Consider the following 15,848-nt stretch of genomic DNA (forward strand, 5'->3'; position numbering starts at 1 on the left):
GGGCAGGTCCGAGCCCGCCACCACCTCCAGCTAGTGCAGCAGGCGCAGCAGGGGCTCGCTCTGGCCGACGATCTCCATGTCGCCATCGCCCGCGCGGGTGGTGCGCTCGTCGTCGGCGCTGCGGGTGTGTGGGGCGCTGCGCAGCGCCTGCACCTCGCGCTCCAGCCGCGAGATGCGCACGGCCGCCTCCACCAGCACCTTGCAGTCGGCCAGCGCGGCGCGTGCGGCCTCGCCGAAGGTGCCGGTCTGCAGTGCGTCCAGCGTCAGCACGCCCCAGGCCTTGCCGTCCACCCACAGGCTCACGCCCATGCAATCGTGCACGGGCAGGGGCTCGCCCACCAGGGTGTCGAGCAGGCCGTCGTAGGGGTCGGGCAGGGTGCTGTCGTGGTCGAAGCAGGTCACCTCGCGCCGCGCCAGGATGGCCGCGAGCCGGGGGTGCTGGCTGACCACAAAGCGCCGGCCCAGCGCCTCGCGCACCAGACCCTCCACGGCCACGGGGCGCAGGTGGTCTTCTTCCAGCTGCAGCAGGGCCACGGCGCCGCAGTGAAAGCGGGTGCGCAGGTGGTCCACCAGCCGCTGCAGGCGCACGGCCTGGGGCAGGTCGGTGGCCAGGTCGGCCAGCAGGGGGCTATGGTCCATGGTGATATTCACCTTAAATGGGTGAATTAGACCCCATTTGAGAAGGGTCAAAAAAACCATGACCGGTGTAAGTGGTTGATTTGATAGGCCGGCAGCCCTGGCCCGGCGCTTGCGATGTGGGCAGTGACACCGATTCACCCGTTCCAAAAAAGCCATGACCACAAGACCCCGACCCCATGCCGCCAGCGCACGCTGGCGCCGCCCCTTCATTGTTGTTCTGTTGAAGCAGGAGGCCCGCCATGGGTAACTACCGCAAGCTCTGGTTCACGCTGATCGGCGTGCTCATCGTCACCTTCAGCCTGCTGGGCTACTACGGCGCCGAGGTCTACCGCACCGCGCCCCCCATCCCCGCGAAGATCGCCACGGCAGGGGGCGAAGTGCTTTTCACCCACGACAGCATCCTCGACGGACAGACCGCGTGGCAGTCGGTGGGAGGCATGCAGCTGGGTTCCATCTGGGGCCACGGCGCCTACCAGGCGCCCGACTGGACGGCCGACTGGCTGCACCGCGAGCTGCTCAACTGGCTGGAAGTGGCGTCCGAGCGCACCCACGGCAAGCCTTTTGCGGACATCGACACGGCCGCGCAGGCCGTGCTGCGCGACCGCATGAAGACCGAGTACCGCACCAACACCTACAGCCCCGAGACGGGTGTGGCCACGGTGTCCTCGGTGCGGGCCGACGCGATCGCGATGACCGCGCTGTACTACGACCAGCTTTTCAGCGACGTGCCCGCGCTGCACAAGACCCGCGAGCACTTCGCCATGAAGGAGAACACCCTGCCCAGCGCCGAGCGGCGCGCGCAGATGACGGGTTTCTTCTTCTGGACGGCCTGGGCCGCCGCCACCGAGCGCCCCGGCACCACGGCCACGTACACCAACAACTGGCCGCACGAGCCACTCATAGGCAACAAGCCCACGGCCGAGAACATGGTCTGGTCGGTGATGAGCGTGGTTGTGATGATGGCGGGCGTGGGCTTCCTCGTGTGGGGCTGGTCCTTCCTGCGCAAGCACGACGAGGTGGAACCCACGCCACCCCAGCACGACCCACTCTCGCGCGTGCCGCTCACGCCGTCGCAGCGCGGGCTGGGCAAGTATTTGTTCCTCATCGTGGCGCTGTTCAGCTTCCAGGTGCTGCTGGGCGGCTTCACGGCCCACTACACGGTGGAAGGCCAGCAGTTCTACGGCATCAACGTATCGCAGTGGTTCCCGTATTCGCTGGTGCGCACCTGGCACATCCAGAGCGCGCTGTTCTGGATCGCCACGGGCTTCCTGGCCGCCGGCCTGTTCCTCGCGCCGCTCATCAACGGCGGCAAGGACCCGGCCTACCAGAAGCTCGGTGTGGACATCCTGTTCTGGGCGCTGGTCGTGGTGGTCGTGGGCTCGTTCACGGGCAACTACCTGGCCATCGCGCAGATCATGCCGCCCGAGTGGAACTTCTGGCTGGGCCACCAGGGCTATGAATACGTGGACCTGGGCCGCCTGTGGCAGATCGGCAAGTTCACCGGCATCGCCTTCTGGCTGGTGCTCATGCTGCGCGGCATTGTGCCGGCGCTGCGCACCCGCGGCGGCGACAAGAACCTGCTGGCGCTGCTGACGGCGTCGGTGGTGGCCATCGGCCTGTTCTACGGCGCGGGCTTCTTCTACGGCGAACGCACCCACCTGTCGGTGATGGAGTACTGGCGCTGGTGGGTGGTGCACCTGTGGGTGGAGGGCTTCTTCGAGGTCTTCGCCACCACGGCGCTGGCCTTCATCTTCTCGACGCTGGGGCTCGTGTCGGTGCGCATGGCCACCACGGCCAGCCTGGCCTCGGCCTCGCTGTTCATGCTGGGCGGCGTGCCCGGCACCTTCCACCACCTGTACTTCGCGGGCACGACCACCCCGGTGATGGCGGTGGGCGCGGCCTTCAGCGCGCTCGAAGTGGTGCCGCTGGTCGTGCTGGGCCACGAGGCCTGGGAACACTGGCGCCTGCAGCACCGCACGCCCTGGATGGCCCGCCTGCGCTGGCCGCTGATGTGCTTCGTGGCCGTGGCCTTCTGGAACATGCTGGGCGCGGGTGTCTTCGGCTTCATGATCAACCCGCCCATCTCGCTGTACTACGTGCAGGGCCTGAACACCACGCCGGTGCATGCCCACGCCGCGCTGTTCGGGGTGTATGGCTTCCTGGCGCTGGGCTTCACGCTGCTGGTGCTGCGCTACATCCGGCCGCAGCTGGTGTTCAGCGAGCGGCTCATGAAGACGGGCTTCTGGTGGCTCAACGCCGGCCTGGTGCTGATGATTGCCACCAGCCTGCTGCCCATCGGCTTGTTCCAGTTCCACGCCAGCGTGAGCGAAGGCCTGTGGTACGCCCGGGGTGAGGCCTTCATGCAGCAGCCTTTCATCCAGACGCTGCGCTGGGTGCGCACCTTCGGCGACGTGGTCTTCATTGTCGGCGCGCTGGCCATGGCCTGGCAGGTAGTAAGCGGCGTGTTTGGCTCGCGGGCCCCTGCTGCCAACGCTGGCGCCTACCTCGCGGAGACCCGCCGCTGATACGCCACCGACCTGCGCCTTGCGCCACCCCCCTCGGCGGCAGCGCAGGTCCTTCATTCATCCCACAAGGACTGACCGTGAACCTCGACAAATTCAAGCACCAGCACACCGACATCCTGCGCAGCATCGCCACTTTGCGCGCCCTGGCCCACGCAGGCGTGGAGGCCAACGCCATGGCCATCGCCCAGGGCATTGTGGCGATGAGCGGCACCATCAAGCTGCACCTGGCCGTGGAAGACCAGGTGCTGTACCCCGCACTGCAGCGCGGAGGCAACGCCGAATTGGCGCGCCTGGGCCGCCAGTACCAGAGCGAGATGGCCTCCATTGCCAGCGCCTACGACGCCTTCGCGCGCCGCTGGAACACGGCCGACAGCGTGCGCCGCGATGCCGAGGGCTTTCGCAGTGAAGCCAATGTGGTGCTACGCCGCGTGTTCGAACGCATGCAGCGCGAGGACCACGATTTTTATCCGCGCATTGAAGAGGAAGAAACCGCTGATTGCCATTGAACCGCGGCTCTTCTAGCCCATCGCATGCCGCAACATGCGCATGAACCATCGGAAGGGCCTAAGGACACGGCCAATGCGACGGCATTTTTTCCCTGCTTACCACTCGGCTAGGTTCTATCAAACCGCCTGCGGTGTTTGTACTGGATCGTGAAAACCAACAGTGCAGTTCTCACCGGTGCCTCCAGCCCGAGCCTGCCTGTAGCAGCCCCCTCCTCCGTGCGCTGGTCGCAGCGCTGGGGGAGTGCCAGGGTTGCGCCTGGCGGCAATCTGGCTCAGTTGAGAGAACCGCCAGTCGCAATGTTCTCCATATGAAACCGTAGCGCAGGATGTTCAACCACAGACTGTTGTTCGTCCGATTTGTAGACGAGACCCGTGCCGACGCCCTGCGGCGTTGTCAGCCGGCGAACAGACAGGAGTTGTTGCGTTCCGGTGCCCGAGCGCTGGGAATAGCCTTCACCTTCATTCACGCTGTAGGCAAAGACATAGGATCGTTGCAGTTGACCTTGCGCGTTGATCTTGATGCACAGCACGTTACCTGCCAATCCGCCGGAGGTCTGGTGCTCACACCCGAAAAGTCCGTCTGAGGTTGCGACAAGGCCGTTTCCGGTGGAGGTAGGACCCAAGTTGCTGGTCAGCTGCGCGGCATCCGCGACAAGACCTTCCGAGCCTAAAGAGGTCAATGCCCAGATGCCCACAAGGCTGGATGCTGCAAAAGCATACCCAAAATTGAACCGGGAGATGGCTTTCTCAGATTCACCCGGGAGGGTGATGTAGCCCGTGGCTCCGCTGGTGAAACGGAATCGCACCGTGCCAACGTTGCCCGCCTCTTTTCCTGAAAGCGGGCCGCTACCCAGATAACGTCCCCCTGTGTAACGAATCAAGGGCGCTGCGACCTGATCATTCGCTATCTTGCCTGTTGCCAAATAGAAGGTGGGTTGTCCGCTGCTTTCGTAGGCATACATCTGCATCACGAACGTGTCGTTCTGCACGTCAATCGCCAGCCCCCGCCCTGGCTTGCCATCCAGTTCAGAGCTCACGACCCAGGTCCCTGCCTGTGGTGCAAATGCTTGCGCCAGGCCCGCTCCCGATAGCAATACGACAGCTATCAATTTCTTGGAATGCATTCCTCTCTCCCTCTCTTGAATACAGCAGTGGTGGTTAGACAATCCAACTGAATGTATCCCTTTTCAGCGGCCGCACAGCAAACTAAATTGCCAGCAGATTCAGGGGGGCACGCGTCGCTGATGTGACAGAAATCAGCGACCTTCCACCACCCTCAGCACCTCCGCCCCATACGCCTCCAGCTTCTTCGCCCCCATGCCGCTGATACCCTGCAGGTCGTCCAGGGACACAGGGTTGCGCTCGGCAATCGCAGCCAGCGTGGCGTCGTGAAAGATCACATACGCGGGCAGATTGTGCTCGCGCGCCACCTCGGCGCGCCAGGCCTTGAGGTTGATGAAGCGCGCCTGGGCATCGGGCCCCAGGTTGGCGGCAGCGGCAGGCGGTACCGTGCTGCGCCGCGTGCGCTTGGCGGATGCGCTGGCCGTGGATTCGCGCAGCAGCACGGGCACGTCCCCTTTGAGCACCGGGCGGGAGCCGTCGGTGAGGCTCAGCGTGTCGAAGCCGTGGCCGCTCTCCAGCATCACCTTTTGCAGCCCCATGGCCCCGGTGGCGAGCAGCTGGCGCAGCACGCCGCGCAACTGTGCTTCGGAATAGTCCTTGCCCACGCCGAAGGTGGAGAGCTTGTCGTGTCCGAACTGCTTCACTTTCTCGGTGTCCTTGCCGCGCACGATGTCCATGATTTGGCCGGTGCCAAAGCTCAGGCCGCTGGCCTGCTGCACGCGGTAGATGGTGGACAGCAGCTTGCGGGCCGCATCCGTGCCGTCCCACACGGCGGGCGGGTTCAGGCAGTTGTCGCAGTTGCCGCAGGGCGTGGAGTGCTCTCCGAAGTAGCCCAGCAGCCGCACGCGCCGGCAGTCCGTGGCCTCGGCCAGGGCCAGCAGCGCGTCGAGCTTGCCGCGCATCACCTGCTTGAACTCCTCGCTCGCGGGGCTTTCGTCGATCATGCGGCGCTGGTTCACTACGTCTTGCAGGCCGTAGGCCATCCAGGCGTCGGCGTTCAGCCCGTCGCGGCCTGCGCGGCCGGTCTCCTGGTAGTAGCCCTCGATGTTCTTGGGCATGTCCACATGCGCCACAAAGCGCACGTCGGGCTTGTCGATGCCCATGCCGAACGCAATGGTGGCCACCATCACGATGCCTTCCTCGCGCAGGAAGCGGTCCTGGTTCTGCTGGCGCACCTCGGTGGGCAGGCCTGCGTGGTAGGGCAGGGACTTGATGCCCGCGTCCACCAGTGCAGCCGACATCTCCTCGACGCGCTTGCGCGACTGGCAGTACACCACGCCAGCGTCCTCCGGGTGCTCGCGCTCGATGAAGCGCAGCAGCTGCGCCAGCGGCTCCTTCTTTTCCTCGATGCGGTAGCGGATGTTGGGCCGGTCAAAGCTGCTCACGAAGTGCTGCGCGCCCTCCAGCTGCAGCCGCTCCACGATGTCGGCCCGCGTCAGCGCATCGGCCGTGGCTGTAAGCGCAATGCGCGGCACGCCGGGGTAACGCTCATGGAGCACCGTAAGCGCGCGGTATTCGGGGCGGAAGTCGTGGCCCCACTGGCTCACGCAGTGCGCCTCGTCGATGGCAAACAGCGACAGGTGCCCGCCGTGGTACAGGCTGTCAAGCAGGCCCAGAAACCGGGGCGTGTTCAGCCGCTCTGGCGCGGCATACAGCAGCGTGATGTCGCCGGTCTGCAGCCGCAGCTCCACGTCCTGCGTCTCGTCATAGCTCAGCGTGGAGTTGAGAAACGCGGCAGACACCCCCGCCTCGTGCAGCGCGCCCACCTGGTCGTGCATCAGCGCAATCAGGGGCGAGACCACAATGGTGACCCCACGCCCCTGCTGCTGGCGCACGATGGCCGGCACCTGGTAGCACAGCGACTTGCCACCACCCGTGGGCATGAGCACCAGGGCATCGCTGCCCGCGATCACGTGCTCGATGATGGCCTGCTGCGGGCCGCGAAACTGTTCGTAGCCAAAAACGTCCTGCAAAACGGCATGGGCAGAGGACAGTGCGGGGGACAGGCGAGAGGACAAGCGGATACTCTGAAATGGATAGCTGCTAGCGCACTTTTATAGTGAGCTAGGGGCGATCTGTCTGATTCTTCGGTAAGCAGTGACTACTGCTGACAAGGCTTATTGTGCGCCGTTGCCATCTCCCGGCACTTTGAGAACGATGTTGGGATTCCGATATCCGCGCTGCCGGTGGCGGAGTGAATCCTTGGCTCTCCACCTCGGCCCCCATAGGGCCGAGGTTACAAGGTCAGGTTACTTTGCAAACGCCGTTGATTGACGCAGCGCTACGATAAGTTTCGCCAATGCGTCATCGCTCGCTCTGACGGCTGCCAACGAGAAGTTAGATTTGAACTCGGAGAATTCCGCTTGACCGCGTCCTTCCACCCGCAGCGAATCCAGCGTCTTACCTTGCATGTCCTTGATTTGGCAGGACAGCGTCACTGTGAAAACCGTGGGCGGCCACGTCAACGCGCTTTCTGACGAGGAGTTGGTGGTGATCTCTGGAGTAATCAGCAGCTGAATGCCACTGGCACTCAACTCCGCTGCATCGGTTGGATTGTTGATTTTGGCGACATCGCGAAACACTACCCCCAAAGCCTTGTACAGGCCAGGCTCTAGATCCCGATAGGGAAAGTAACGCACCTTGTCGCCGCCTCCGCCCGGTGTAGTGACTTCCAGGGCTTTGGACGCCGCCGAAATGTGATAGCCCGCTTTTTTGTCCAGCATCGGCCTGTCCGCCGCAGGTTGGACAGTGGCTAAGTTGGGTGCCATGGAGATGGGATGTGCACAGCCCCCCAGGGTGAGGGCCAACACTACGCTGAGCGACAAGAAAACAATGCGCTGGTACATGTTGTCTCCTTATCTTTGCTTGAGAGAGGCAACGAAGTCTGGATCAGCAAACAGAGCCCCCAAGAGGTCTTGCACCATCAACGGATAGTTGTTTGCGGCCTGAGGGATAGCGACAGCGCCAGCGAAAGCGCCTTCCCACTGTCGTGTGATCTTCTTGACCTTGTCGTACCGAACTTCCTCTCCCTTCTTCACAACAAATTGCGCTTCCAACTGCCCATCATTAGTCTGGATTCCACCCGCATTGATGTTGTTTTGCAGCAGGGTCCCTGACACTTCGACAGGGGAATTGGGAGCGTGTAGCTTCGCCAATTCGAGCTCAGAACGCAGAGCCGCTGCAAGATAGTCGCCATAGTTTTTGCCTACAGGCGACACCATGGAAGAGGCTCTTAGGGATATGGCGTCCGCGCTTTGCATTCCTGGTTTTGTGGCAAACGTACCAACCTTCATCTCAGAGGATGCGGTTTTTTTCAGTCGCTCAACGTTGTCTACCGACGGTGTGTAGTTGGGCGCAGGTCCCGCACAACCGACCATGAAAATGCAGGCTAATGCGGTCAGTGGCAGTGCAAGAAAAATGGGGCGTTTTGATGTCATTAGATGGCCTCCCTCTCATTAAAAATGCGGATCTGTCGACGCGCGGAATGCGGCGACGCGGGGGATCATATAGGACGTAATTCAGGTTGAACCCCGCTCTTTGGTAGCGTCGCCGACGCTTTCTACAATAGGGGCCTATGCAAGCCCTCCACTACACGCGCGCTGCGCAACTGCCCGACATCCTCGCCCAACGCATCGTCATCCTCGACGGCGCCATGGGCACCATGATCCAGCGCTTCAAGCTGGGCGAGGCGCAGTACCGGGGCGAGGGCTACACGGGCCCGGGCAACGCGGGCGACCGCTTCAAGGATTTTGCCTACGACGTGAAGGGCAACAACGAGCTGCTCTCGCTCACGCGGCCCGACGTGATCAGCGACATCCACGAGCGCTACCTGGCTGCGGGCGCCGACCTGATCGAGACCAACACCTTCGGCGCGACCACCATCGCCCAGGAGGACTACCACATGGCCGACCTGGCGCGCGAGATGAACCTGCGCTCGGCCCAGCTGGCGCGCGCCGCTTGCGACAAGTATTCGACGCCCGACAAGCCCCGCTTTGTGGCCGGCGCCCTCGGCCCCACGCCCAAGACGGCCAGCATCAGCCCCGACGTGAACGACCCCGGCGCGCGCAACATCGACTTTGAAACCCTGCGCGCTGCCTACTACGAGCAGACCGAGGCGCTGGTCGAAGGCGGCGCCGACGTGCTGCTGGTCGAGACCATCTTCGACACCCTGAACGCCAAGGCGGCGCTGTTCGCGATTGACGAGTTCTTTGAGAAGAGCGGCGAGCGCCTGCCGCTCATCATCAGCGGCACCGTGACCGACGCCTCGGGCCGCATCCTGTCGGGCCAGACCGTCACTGCCTTCTGGCACAGCGTGCGCCACTCGCGCCCGCTGGCCATTGGCCTGAACTGCGCTCTGGGCGCCACGCTGATGCGCCCCTACATCCAGGAGCTGAACCGGGTGGCCGAGGACACCTTCATCAGCTGCTACCCCAACGCCGGCCTGCCCAACCCCATGAGCGACACCGGCTTTGACGAAACGCCCGAGATCACCAGCCGCCTGGTGCACGAGTTTGCGGCCGAGGGGCTGGTCAACATCCTGGGCGGCTGCTGCGGCACCACGCCAGACCACATTGGCGCCATTGCCAAGGCGGTGGCCGATGTGCCCACTCGCAAGATGTTCTACCCCGCAGAAGCCTGAATTTGAGTCGAATTGGCTGCTAGCGCCTGTTCCATATGCGCTGGTAGCTATAAAAATAGTAGTCAATGCCGTACCAGCGCAGTGCGGCAGCCCATTGCAAGGCGCCGCTGGGTGCGGCAACCTTGCAATCCCCCCTTCATTGCGCCATCCCGTTTCGCCGTCTGGTCCGTCCATTCCATGCTTGATACCGCCACCCCGCCCGCCTCTTCCTTTGTGGAGGGCGACGACGACGCTGCCGCAGCGGCTGCCAAGGCTGCCGCCCACGCCGCGCTCAAGCTCGAAAAGCGCCTGGTGCGCCAGGTGGCCCAGGCCATCACCGACTTTGGTCTGATCGAAGACGGCGACAAGGTCATGGTCTGCGTCTCGGGCGGCAAGGACAGCTATGCCATGCTCGACGTGCTGCGCATGCTGCAGCAGCGCAACGGCCACAAGTTCGAGCTGATCGCCGTCAACCTCGACCAGAAGCAGCCCGGCTTTCCGGCCCACGTGCTGCCGGAGTATCTGACGCAGGTCGGCGTGCCCTTTCACATCGAAACGCAGGACACCTACAGCGTCGTCAAGGAGCACATCCCCGAAGGCAAGACCATGTGCAGCCTGTGCAGCCGCCTGCGCCGGGGCATTCTGTACCGCGTGGCCGACGAGCTGGGCTGCACCAAGATTGCGCTCGGCCACCACCGCGACGACATGCTGCAGACGTTCTTTTTGAACATGTTCTTCGGCGGCAAGCTCAAGGGCATGCCGCCCAAGGTGCAGAGCGACCGGGGCGACCACCTCATCATCCGCCCGCTGGCCTACGTGGCCGAGGATGACCTCACGCGCTGGGCCGAGCACCGCCAGTTCCCCATCATCCCCTGCACCCTGTGCGGCAGCCAGGAGAACCTGCAGCGCAAGCAGATCGGCCAGATGCTGCGCGACTGGCAGCAGCTCTACCCCGGCCGCATCGAGAACATGGCCGTCGCGCTGCGCAACCTGGTGCCCTCGCACTTCATGGACCCGCGCCAGTTTGACTTCAAGGGCCTGGTGCCCAATGGCGTGCAGGACGCCGATGGCGACAAGGCGTTTGATGCCGAAGAGTTTCCAGCACAGGCCGTGGGCATGCTGGGCGGTCTGCCCCTGATGCCCCGCTGAACCCGACCCCCGACGATTTTTAGATTGGGCCACCCCATGACCACGCTCAAAGCCCCCGAACTCCTCCTGCCTGCTGGCTCGCTCGACAAGATGCGCGCCGCCTACGACTTTGGCGCCGACGCGGTGTACGCCGGCCAGCCGCGCTACTCGCTGCGCGCGCGCAACAACGAGTTCCGTCTGGAGCAGATCAAGCAAGGCATTGACGAGGCGCACGCACGCGGCAAGAAGTTCTTTGTGACCAGCAACCTGATTGCGCACAACGACAAGATCCGCACCTACCTGCGCGACATCGAACCCGTGATCGACTGCCAACCCGACGCGTTGATCATGGCCGACGCGGGCTTGATCATGATGGTCAAGGAAAAGTGGCCCGAGCAGGTGGTGCACCTCTCGGTGCAGGCCAACACCACCAACTGGGCGGCGGTGAAGTTCTGGCAGAAGATGGGCGTGGAGCGCGTCATCCTCTCGCGCGAATTGAGCCTGGACGAGATCGAAAAGATCCGCCAAGAATGCCCCGACATGGAGCTGGAAGTGTTCGTGCACGGCGCGCTGTGCATTGCGTACTCGGGCCGCTGTTTGCTCAGCGGCTACTTCAACCACCGCGACCCCAACCAGGGCACCTGCACCAACGCCTGCCGCTGGAACTACGCCACGCACGACGCCGACATCGACCCCACCACGGGCGAAGCCATTGCGCAGAAGATGGAAGGCGACTTCAACTTCGAGGCCGCGCAGCAAAAGGCCGAGCAGTCGTTCTCCACCACCGGCAACGGCGAGCGTCATCCCAAGGCCGACAAGGTCTACCTGATCGAAGAGGCTGGCCGCCCCGGGCAGATGATGCCCATCATGGAAGACGAGCACGGCACGTACATCATGAACAGCAAGGACCTGCGCGCGGTGGAGCACGTGGCGCGCCTGGCGCAGATCGGCGTGGACTCGCTCAAGATCGAAGGCCGCACCAAGAGCCTGTACTACGTGGCCCGCACTGCCCAGGTCTACCGCCGCGCCATTGACGACGCCGTGGCGGGCCGCCCCTTCAACCCCGAGCTGCTGATCGAGCTGGAAGGCCTGTCCAACCGCGGCTACACCGGCGGCCTGCTGGAGCGCCGCCCCAGCAACGACTACCAGAACTACATCAACGGCCACTCGGCCACGCAGCGCAGCCAGTATGTGGGCGAGGTGCTGGGTGCCGAAGGACAGGCCGATGTGGGCCTGTCAGGAGACTGGGTACAGCTCGAAACCAAGAACCACTTTGCCGTGGGCGACCTGGTCGAGGTCGTGCACCCCAGCGGCAACACCACCGTGCGCCTGCAAGAGATGCGCAATGTGGAAGGCCAGCCCGTGCAGGTCGCCCAGGGTAGCCCGGTGCGCGTGTGGATCCCGCTGCCCGCGCGCTACAGCGGCGCGCTGCTGGCGCGGGTGATTGAATCGCAACCGCCTGCTGAAGCGGCAGAGCCTGCATTGGCGGTGTAACTCTTTTGCAGGGGCTGGAGCATGAAGACTTTGGTGCACGCCACACGGCCTCGCCGCTGGACCATGGCTGCTTTGCTGGGCGCAGTTCTCGTAGGCCCGGTCAATGCCCAGACGCCGGCTGTGGCGCCCGCCAAGCAGCGTTATGTGCAGGGCTCCTGGGTCAACCTGCGCGATGCTGCCCAGTCGCAGGCGCGCATCGTGGCCCAGGTACCCGCCAACACCGTGCTGCAGCAGATCACCGAGCGCGACGGCTGGTGCGCCGTGCTTTACACGGGCGATGCGCGCCTGGGCCCGCCTTTGCCTGAGCCCCTGCAAGCCCATGTGGCCTGCAACCTGCTGGCCGACCAGCCCCTCACCCTGGCCCAGGCGGGCAAGGACGCCGCCCGCGCCTTCTGGGTGGCGCCGTCCGCCAACCGCATGCGGGCCTATGGCAACGCCCTGCCGCGCCCCGCTGCATTGCAGTTGCCCGCGTTGGCTCAAAGCCACACGCCCCGGATGCCCGTGCAGTACCCCCTGCGCCCCGAATGGGAGGCTGCCAAAAAGCTCATGCGCGGCGGCGCGTTGCTGCGGCCCGAGCAGGAGATCGACCGGGGCCGCCCCGTCAACCCGCTGGACAACTTGAAGCTGGCCACCCGCGCCGTGGACCATATCCCGGCCGTGGCGCCCCTGGCATCCGCCCCCACGCTGCCTGCCATTGCCCCGTCGTACTTCCGCAGCCACACCAGCGTGGCCCTGCTGCACGAGACCGAGGCCGACGGCATCGCGGCCGTGGCGGGCAGCCGTATTGGCGTGGAGCCCACCGCTGTGCCCTATGGCAGCTTCAACCGCCACAGCGGACCCGAGATCGAGTTCGTGACTGGCTTCTGGGACGTGGGCGGTGCCGATCTGGCCTTTGCCCCGGCGCTCACGCTCTACGCCATCACGCACCAGGGCCTGGTGGGCGCCCGCACCATGGGCCGGCGGTATTGGGACATCAGCAATGCAGACCACTATTGCGGCGGCCACTACCCGGGCAAGGGCTTTGACGACCCGCGCAACGATGAGACCACTGCCGTGCGCGGCTATGCCAAGGTGTCAGAGTCGGCCGACGTGCTGGTGCGCCTGGTGGTGCCCGGCAAGCTGCCGCCCGATGCGGTGAAGGTGAAGACCCGGCGATACGCCACGAGCTGGATGATGCCCGCCGACCCGCCCATCCGCGACAAGCCCCAGCGCAAGAACGCCGCCGTGCTGGTGCACGAGATCGACATGGACCGCGACGGTGTGGCGGACATCCTGCGCATCGACACCCCTTCGCCAGGGGGCATGAGCTTTGAGCCCATTTTTGAATGGCGCTGGTATCTCAATATCAACGGTCAATGGTTTCCGGCGGGGTATTGGGTGGATCAGGAGTGCACGTGAGGGGATGCTGTTGGACTGCTTTGGGTCAGGATCGGCAGTGCTTAAGCCGTAGCCCCCCGCGCCGGTTGCATGACAATTCGCCTATGACGCTTTAAAAGGTGTCACTGCATGCTTTACTGGAAGCACTCATGGCGGAAAAACTGAATCCGGACGGCTGGCTTGACCTGCGGCTGTATCACGCGGTCTTTTTCGATCACATCATTTCCGACATCAAGTTCTGCCTTGAGAACAAGCGTATGGCCGCTGGAGCGCAGCTGCTGATGAGCGCCATCGACATAGCATCCGGAATCGAGCGACCACGCGAGAAAATGGATACAGACCGGGAGGACTTCATCTCCTGGGCAGACCGCTACTTAACCTTGTCTGGGCCAGAGTACACACTCCGTGGCGTTGATTTGTACGCTGCGCGATGCGGTCTCCTTCACGGCTACACATCGCAGGCCAAGCTCATCCGGCAGGGTAGGGCAGTGATGCTCGGATGGCTGGACGATATGCTGCCGCCCGTCCGCGCCAATGAGGACCAGTCACTGGTTCTTGCAAGTCTGGCCGCCCTGTTCGTGGCCTTCAATCATGGCTTGGCAGATAGCATTGGCCGCATTAACAGAAACGAGAAGCTTGCCGTTGTCGTCAATGAGCGCCTGGCGTTCATGTTCCAGACTTCCGACATTGACGCTGACCTCAAGACATCGATGGGGCAAGCAGCTGAGAAGTGGCACGAGGCTTTGAAGGCCAAAAAAACAGCCGCGGAATGAATAACGCTCCTGTGAGCGGAGCGTATTTCGTCGTCAAGCCTTCACTTCGTTCGCTTCTTATCGCAACCCCGGCTGTCGCAACAACGCCCCCAACACCAGCGCCTCGGCCACCACCTCCAGCCCCTCTTCCAGCGTGGCCAGCAGGGATGGCTGCTCGGGCAGGCGGGGCCAGTGCGCTTGCACTTCGGGCCATTGGTCCACACCAATCGCCAGCCAGCCCACAGCCAGGCCCGCCCACAGCAGCGCGCGCGTGCCGGGGTGCCACAAGGCGCGGTGCAGCCAGGCCATGGTGAGTAGGCCCACCATCGCCACGGCGAGCATGGGGGCTTCGCGCACGGGGCCCCAGCGGCAGGCGTCCGTCCATTCATGGCAGCGAAACTTCCACAGCTCGTGCAGCATGAACTGCTCGTCCAGCGCCAGCACAAAAAACGAGAGCGCCAGCCAAGCACCCAGCAGCCGGGTCAGGGCGCGGTCCCCCACCATCCGCAGGGCCGTGATGCTGAGCGCCAGCAGCAGCGCGCTCGACAGCCACGACACCGGCGAGCCGTCCGAGCGGAAGGCGCGCTCCCACTGCGGCGCATACATCCACCCACTGAACAGCAGGAAGCCCAGCACGGCCATCAGCAGTGCAGGCGCAACCCCGGTGTGGGGTGTGGGGTGGCGATCAACAAGGCGCGAGCGGGCGGTGGTGTGCGGGGGCATGGCGGGGAGGTGGCTGCGCACTGAGAGGCAACGCGGCGGGCTGTGGAACCGGATTGTGGGCAAAAAGTGCCGGTAGCGCAGGACTTTATTGCACCTTTTGCTATGTAGTTGATAGCTGATGCGCGCGGCAGGCCTGCCCGCACCATGGCCTGTTCACGCCGGACGAATCACTACAGAATCGAACATCCATTCCCCAGGCAACCCGGCATGACCCTCCCGATCGATCCGTCCCGCACGGCACTGCCGCCCGTGGCCCAGTTCCTGGCCGAGGCGGCGCTGCAGAGGCAGACGGCGTTGCTGGGGCTGGACAAGCCCAAACCTGCTTTACCCGCCGCACCCTCGCCGTTGCCCACGGCAGACCCCAGCGCGCCGCCGCCCTCGGTCACCTCACCCAGTCCGCCCGGCGGGCCGCTGCCCACACCGGCGGACCAGGCCAGCATCTCGCCCCAGGCGCGCGAACAGTTGGCGGCGGGCTTCGACCCGCGCCGGGCGGGCGGGGCCGATGGCCGCTTGCAGGGCGCAAGGGGTGAGGGGGCCGCGCGGGCCTCGCCACCGGGGGCATCGGCGCTGCCCCGTGGCGCAACCCCGGGTACGTCTGGCAATGTCGCGGCGTCCGCTGCCTCCGCCACAAGTGGCACGGCCTGGCCCGCGTCGGGCCTCAGCGCACCGCTGCTGCGGATGGTGAGTGCCCTGGTGGCGCAGGTCACTGCCCAGGCTGGAGTGCCGCAGCGCGTGGTGGCCGCGCAGCCCTGGCCCATCGGCATGGCGCAGGCGCTGGAGAGCGGCGCGCTGGATGCCGACCAGCCGCCGCTGCAAACCTGGCTGGTGCGCCAGGGCGTGGTGTCGACCCCCGAGGGGCCGCGCGGGCTGGCGCTCACCTTGCGTGCCCCGGTGCCGTGGCTGGCGGCCCAGGCGTCACCTGCCGCTGCGGGCGCGGCGGCGCAAGTCAGCGCAAGCCTGGGCG

The 15,848-nt window shown here is 64.7% G+C and carries 12 protein-coding genes and 2 pseudogenes; 8 read left to right on the forward strand and 6 right to left on the reverse strand.

Features of this window, described 5'->3' with window-relative positions:
• Nucleotides 1–33: 33 nt before the first annotated feature.
• A pseudogene (locus tag AC04MI_RS17465) lies at nucleotides 34–639 on the reverse strand (GAF domain-containing protein); the annotation flags it as partial.
• Between the two features lie 239 nt (nucleotides 640–878).
• Between AC04MI_RS17465 and AC04MI_RS17470 the strand changes: the two are divergent.
• Both AC04MI_RS17470 and AC04MI_RS17475 read left to right on the forward strand, forming a co-directional pair.
• Nucleotides 879–3,164, forward strand: a complete 2,286-nt coding sequence (locus AC04MI_RS17470) for a nitric-oxide reductase large subunit (RefSeq protein WP_395457457.1) — start codon at nucleotides 879–881, stop codon at nucleotides 3,162–3,164.
• Nucleotides 3,165–3,241: 77 nt separating this feature from the next.
• A complete protein-coding gene (locus AC04MI_RS17475) occupies nucleotides 3,242–3,670 on the forward strand; it encodes a hemerythrin domain-containing protein (protein ID WP_436076596.1) in 429 nt (142 codons plus the stop codon).
• A 272-nt stretch (nucleotides 3,671–3,942) separates the two neighbouring features.
• Here the strand turns inward: AC04MI_RS17475 and AC04MI_RS17480 are convergent, their stop codons facing one another.
• The 4 genes from AC04MI_RS17480 to AC04MI_RS17495 all read right to left on the reverse strand — a co-directional run bounded on the left by AC04MI_RS17480 (nucleotide 3,943) and on the right by AC04MI_RS17495 (nucleotide 8,229).
• The gene (locus tag AC04MI_RS17480; protein ID WP_436076595.1) at nucleotides 3,943–4,794 is read right to left on the reverse strand and encodes a hypothetical protein; all 852 of its coding nucleotides are present in this window, start codon (nucleotides 4,792–4,794) and stop codon (nucleotides 3,943–3,945) included.
• Nucleotides 4,795–4,926: 132 nt separating this feature from the next.
• A complete protein-coding gene (recQ, locus tag AC04MI_RS17485; protein WP_395458157.1) occupies nucleotides 4,927–6,786 on the reverse strand; it encodes a DNA helicase RecQ in 1,860 nt (619 codons plus the stop codon).
• Between the two features lie 255 nt (nucleotides 6,787–7,041).
• Nucleotides 7,042–7,638 carry a hypothetical protein gene (locus AC04MI_RS17490; RefSeq protein ID WP_395457463.1) on the reverse strand — a complete coding sequence of 199 codons (597 nt, stop codon included), beginning with the start codon at nucleotides 7,636–7,638 and terminating at the stop codon, nucleotides 7,042–7,044.
• A 9-nt stretch (nucleotides 7,639–7,647) separates the two neighbouring features.
• Nucleotides 7,648–8,229: a hypothetical protein gene (locus tag AC04MI_RS17495; protein WP_436074248.1), complete on the reverse strand. Its 582-nt coding sequence runs from the start codon at nucleotides 8,227–8,229 to the stop codon at nucleotides 7,648–7,650.
• Between the two features lie 137 nt (nucleotides 8,230–8,366).
• On the opposite strand from AC04MI_RS17495, the gene AC04MI_RS17500 reads away from it, so the two are divergent.
• The 5 genes from AC04MI_RS17500 (at nucleotide 8,367) to AC04MI_RS17520 (ending at nucleotide 14,182) form a co-directional block, all read left to right on the forward strand.
• Nucleotides 8,367–9,431 carry a homocysteine S-methyltransferase family protein gene (locus AC04MI_RS17500; RefSeq protein ID WP_395457467.1) on the forward strand — a complete coding sequence of 355 codons (1,065 nt, stop codon included), beginning with the start codon at nucleotides 8,367–8,369 and terminating at the stop codon, nucleotides 9,429–9,431.
• 177 nt (nucleotides 9,432–9,608) lie between these two features.
• On the forward strand, nucleotides 9,609–10,559 hold the full coding sequence (ttcA, locus tag AC04MI_RS17505; protein WP_395457469.1) for a tRNA 2-thiocytidine(32) synthetase TtcA: 951 nt from the start codon (nucleotides 9,609–9,611) through the stop codon (nucleotides 10,557–10,559).
• A gap of 36 nt (nucleotides 10,560–10,595) precedes the next feature.
• Nucleotides 10,596–12,032, forward strand: coding sequence for a prephenate-dependent tRNA uridine(34) hydroxylase TrhP (gene trhP / locus AC04MI_RS17510; RefSeq protein ID WP_436076594.1), 1,437 nt, complete (start codon nucleotides 10,596–10,598; stop codon nucleotides 12,030–12,032).
• A gap of 21 nt (nucleotides 12,033–12,053) precedes the next feature.
• Nucleotides 12,054–13,430 carry an SH3 domain-containing protein gene (locus tag AC04MI_RS17515; protein ID WP_436076593.1) on the forward strand — a complete coding sequence of 459 codons (1,377 nt, stop codon included), beginning with the start codon at nucleotides 12,054–12,056 and terminating at the stop codon, nucleotides 13,428–13,430.
• Nucleotides 13,431–13,558: 128 nt separating this feature from the next.
• Nucleotides 13,559–14,182, forward strand: a complete 624-nt coding sequence (locus tag AC04MI_RS17520) for a hypothetical protein (RefSeq protein WP_218296538.1) — start codon at nucleotides 13,559–13,561, stop codon at nucleotides 14,180–14,182.
• 57 nt (nucleotides 14,183–14,239) lie between these two features.
• On the opposite strand, the gene AC04MI_RS17525 is transcribed toward AC04MI_RS17520, so the two are convergent.
• Nucleotides 14,240–14,884, reverse strand: a complete 645-nt coding sequence (locus AC04MI_RS17525; RefSeq protein ID WP_436076592.1) for a hypothetical protein — start codon at nucleotides 14,882–14,884, stop codon at nucleotides 14,240–14,242.
• Nucleotides 14,885–15,091: 207 nt separating this feature from the next.
• Here AC04MI_RS17525 and AC04MI_RS17530 point away from each other — a divergent pair.
• A pseudogene (locus AC04MI_RS17530) lies at nucleotides 15,092–15,848 on the forward strand (hypothetical protein); the annotation flags it as partial.

The organism is Acidovorax sp. LjRoot204 (genome assembly GCF_056175785.1).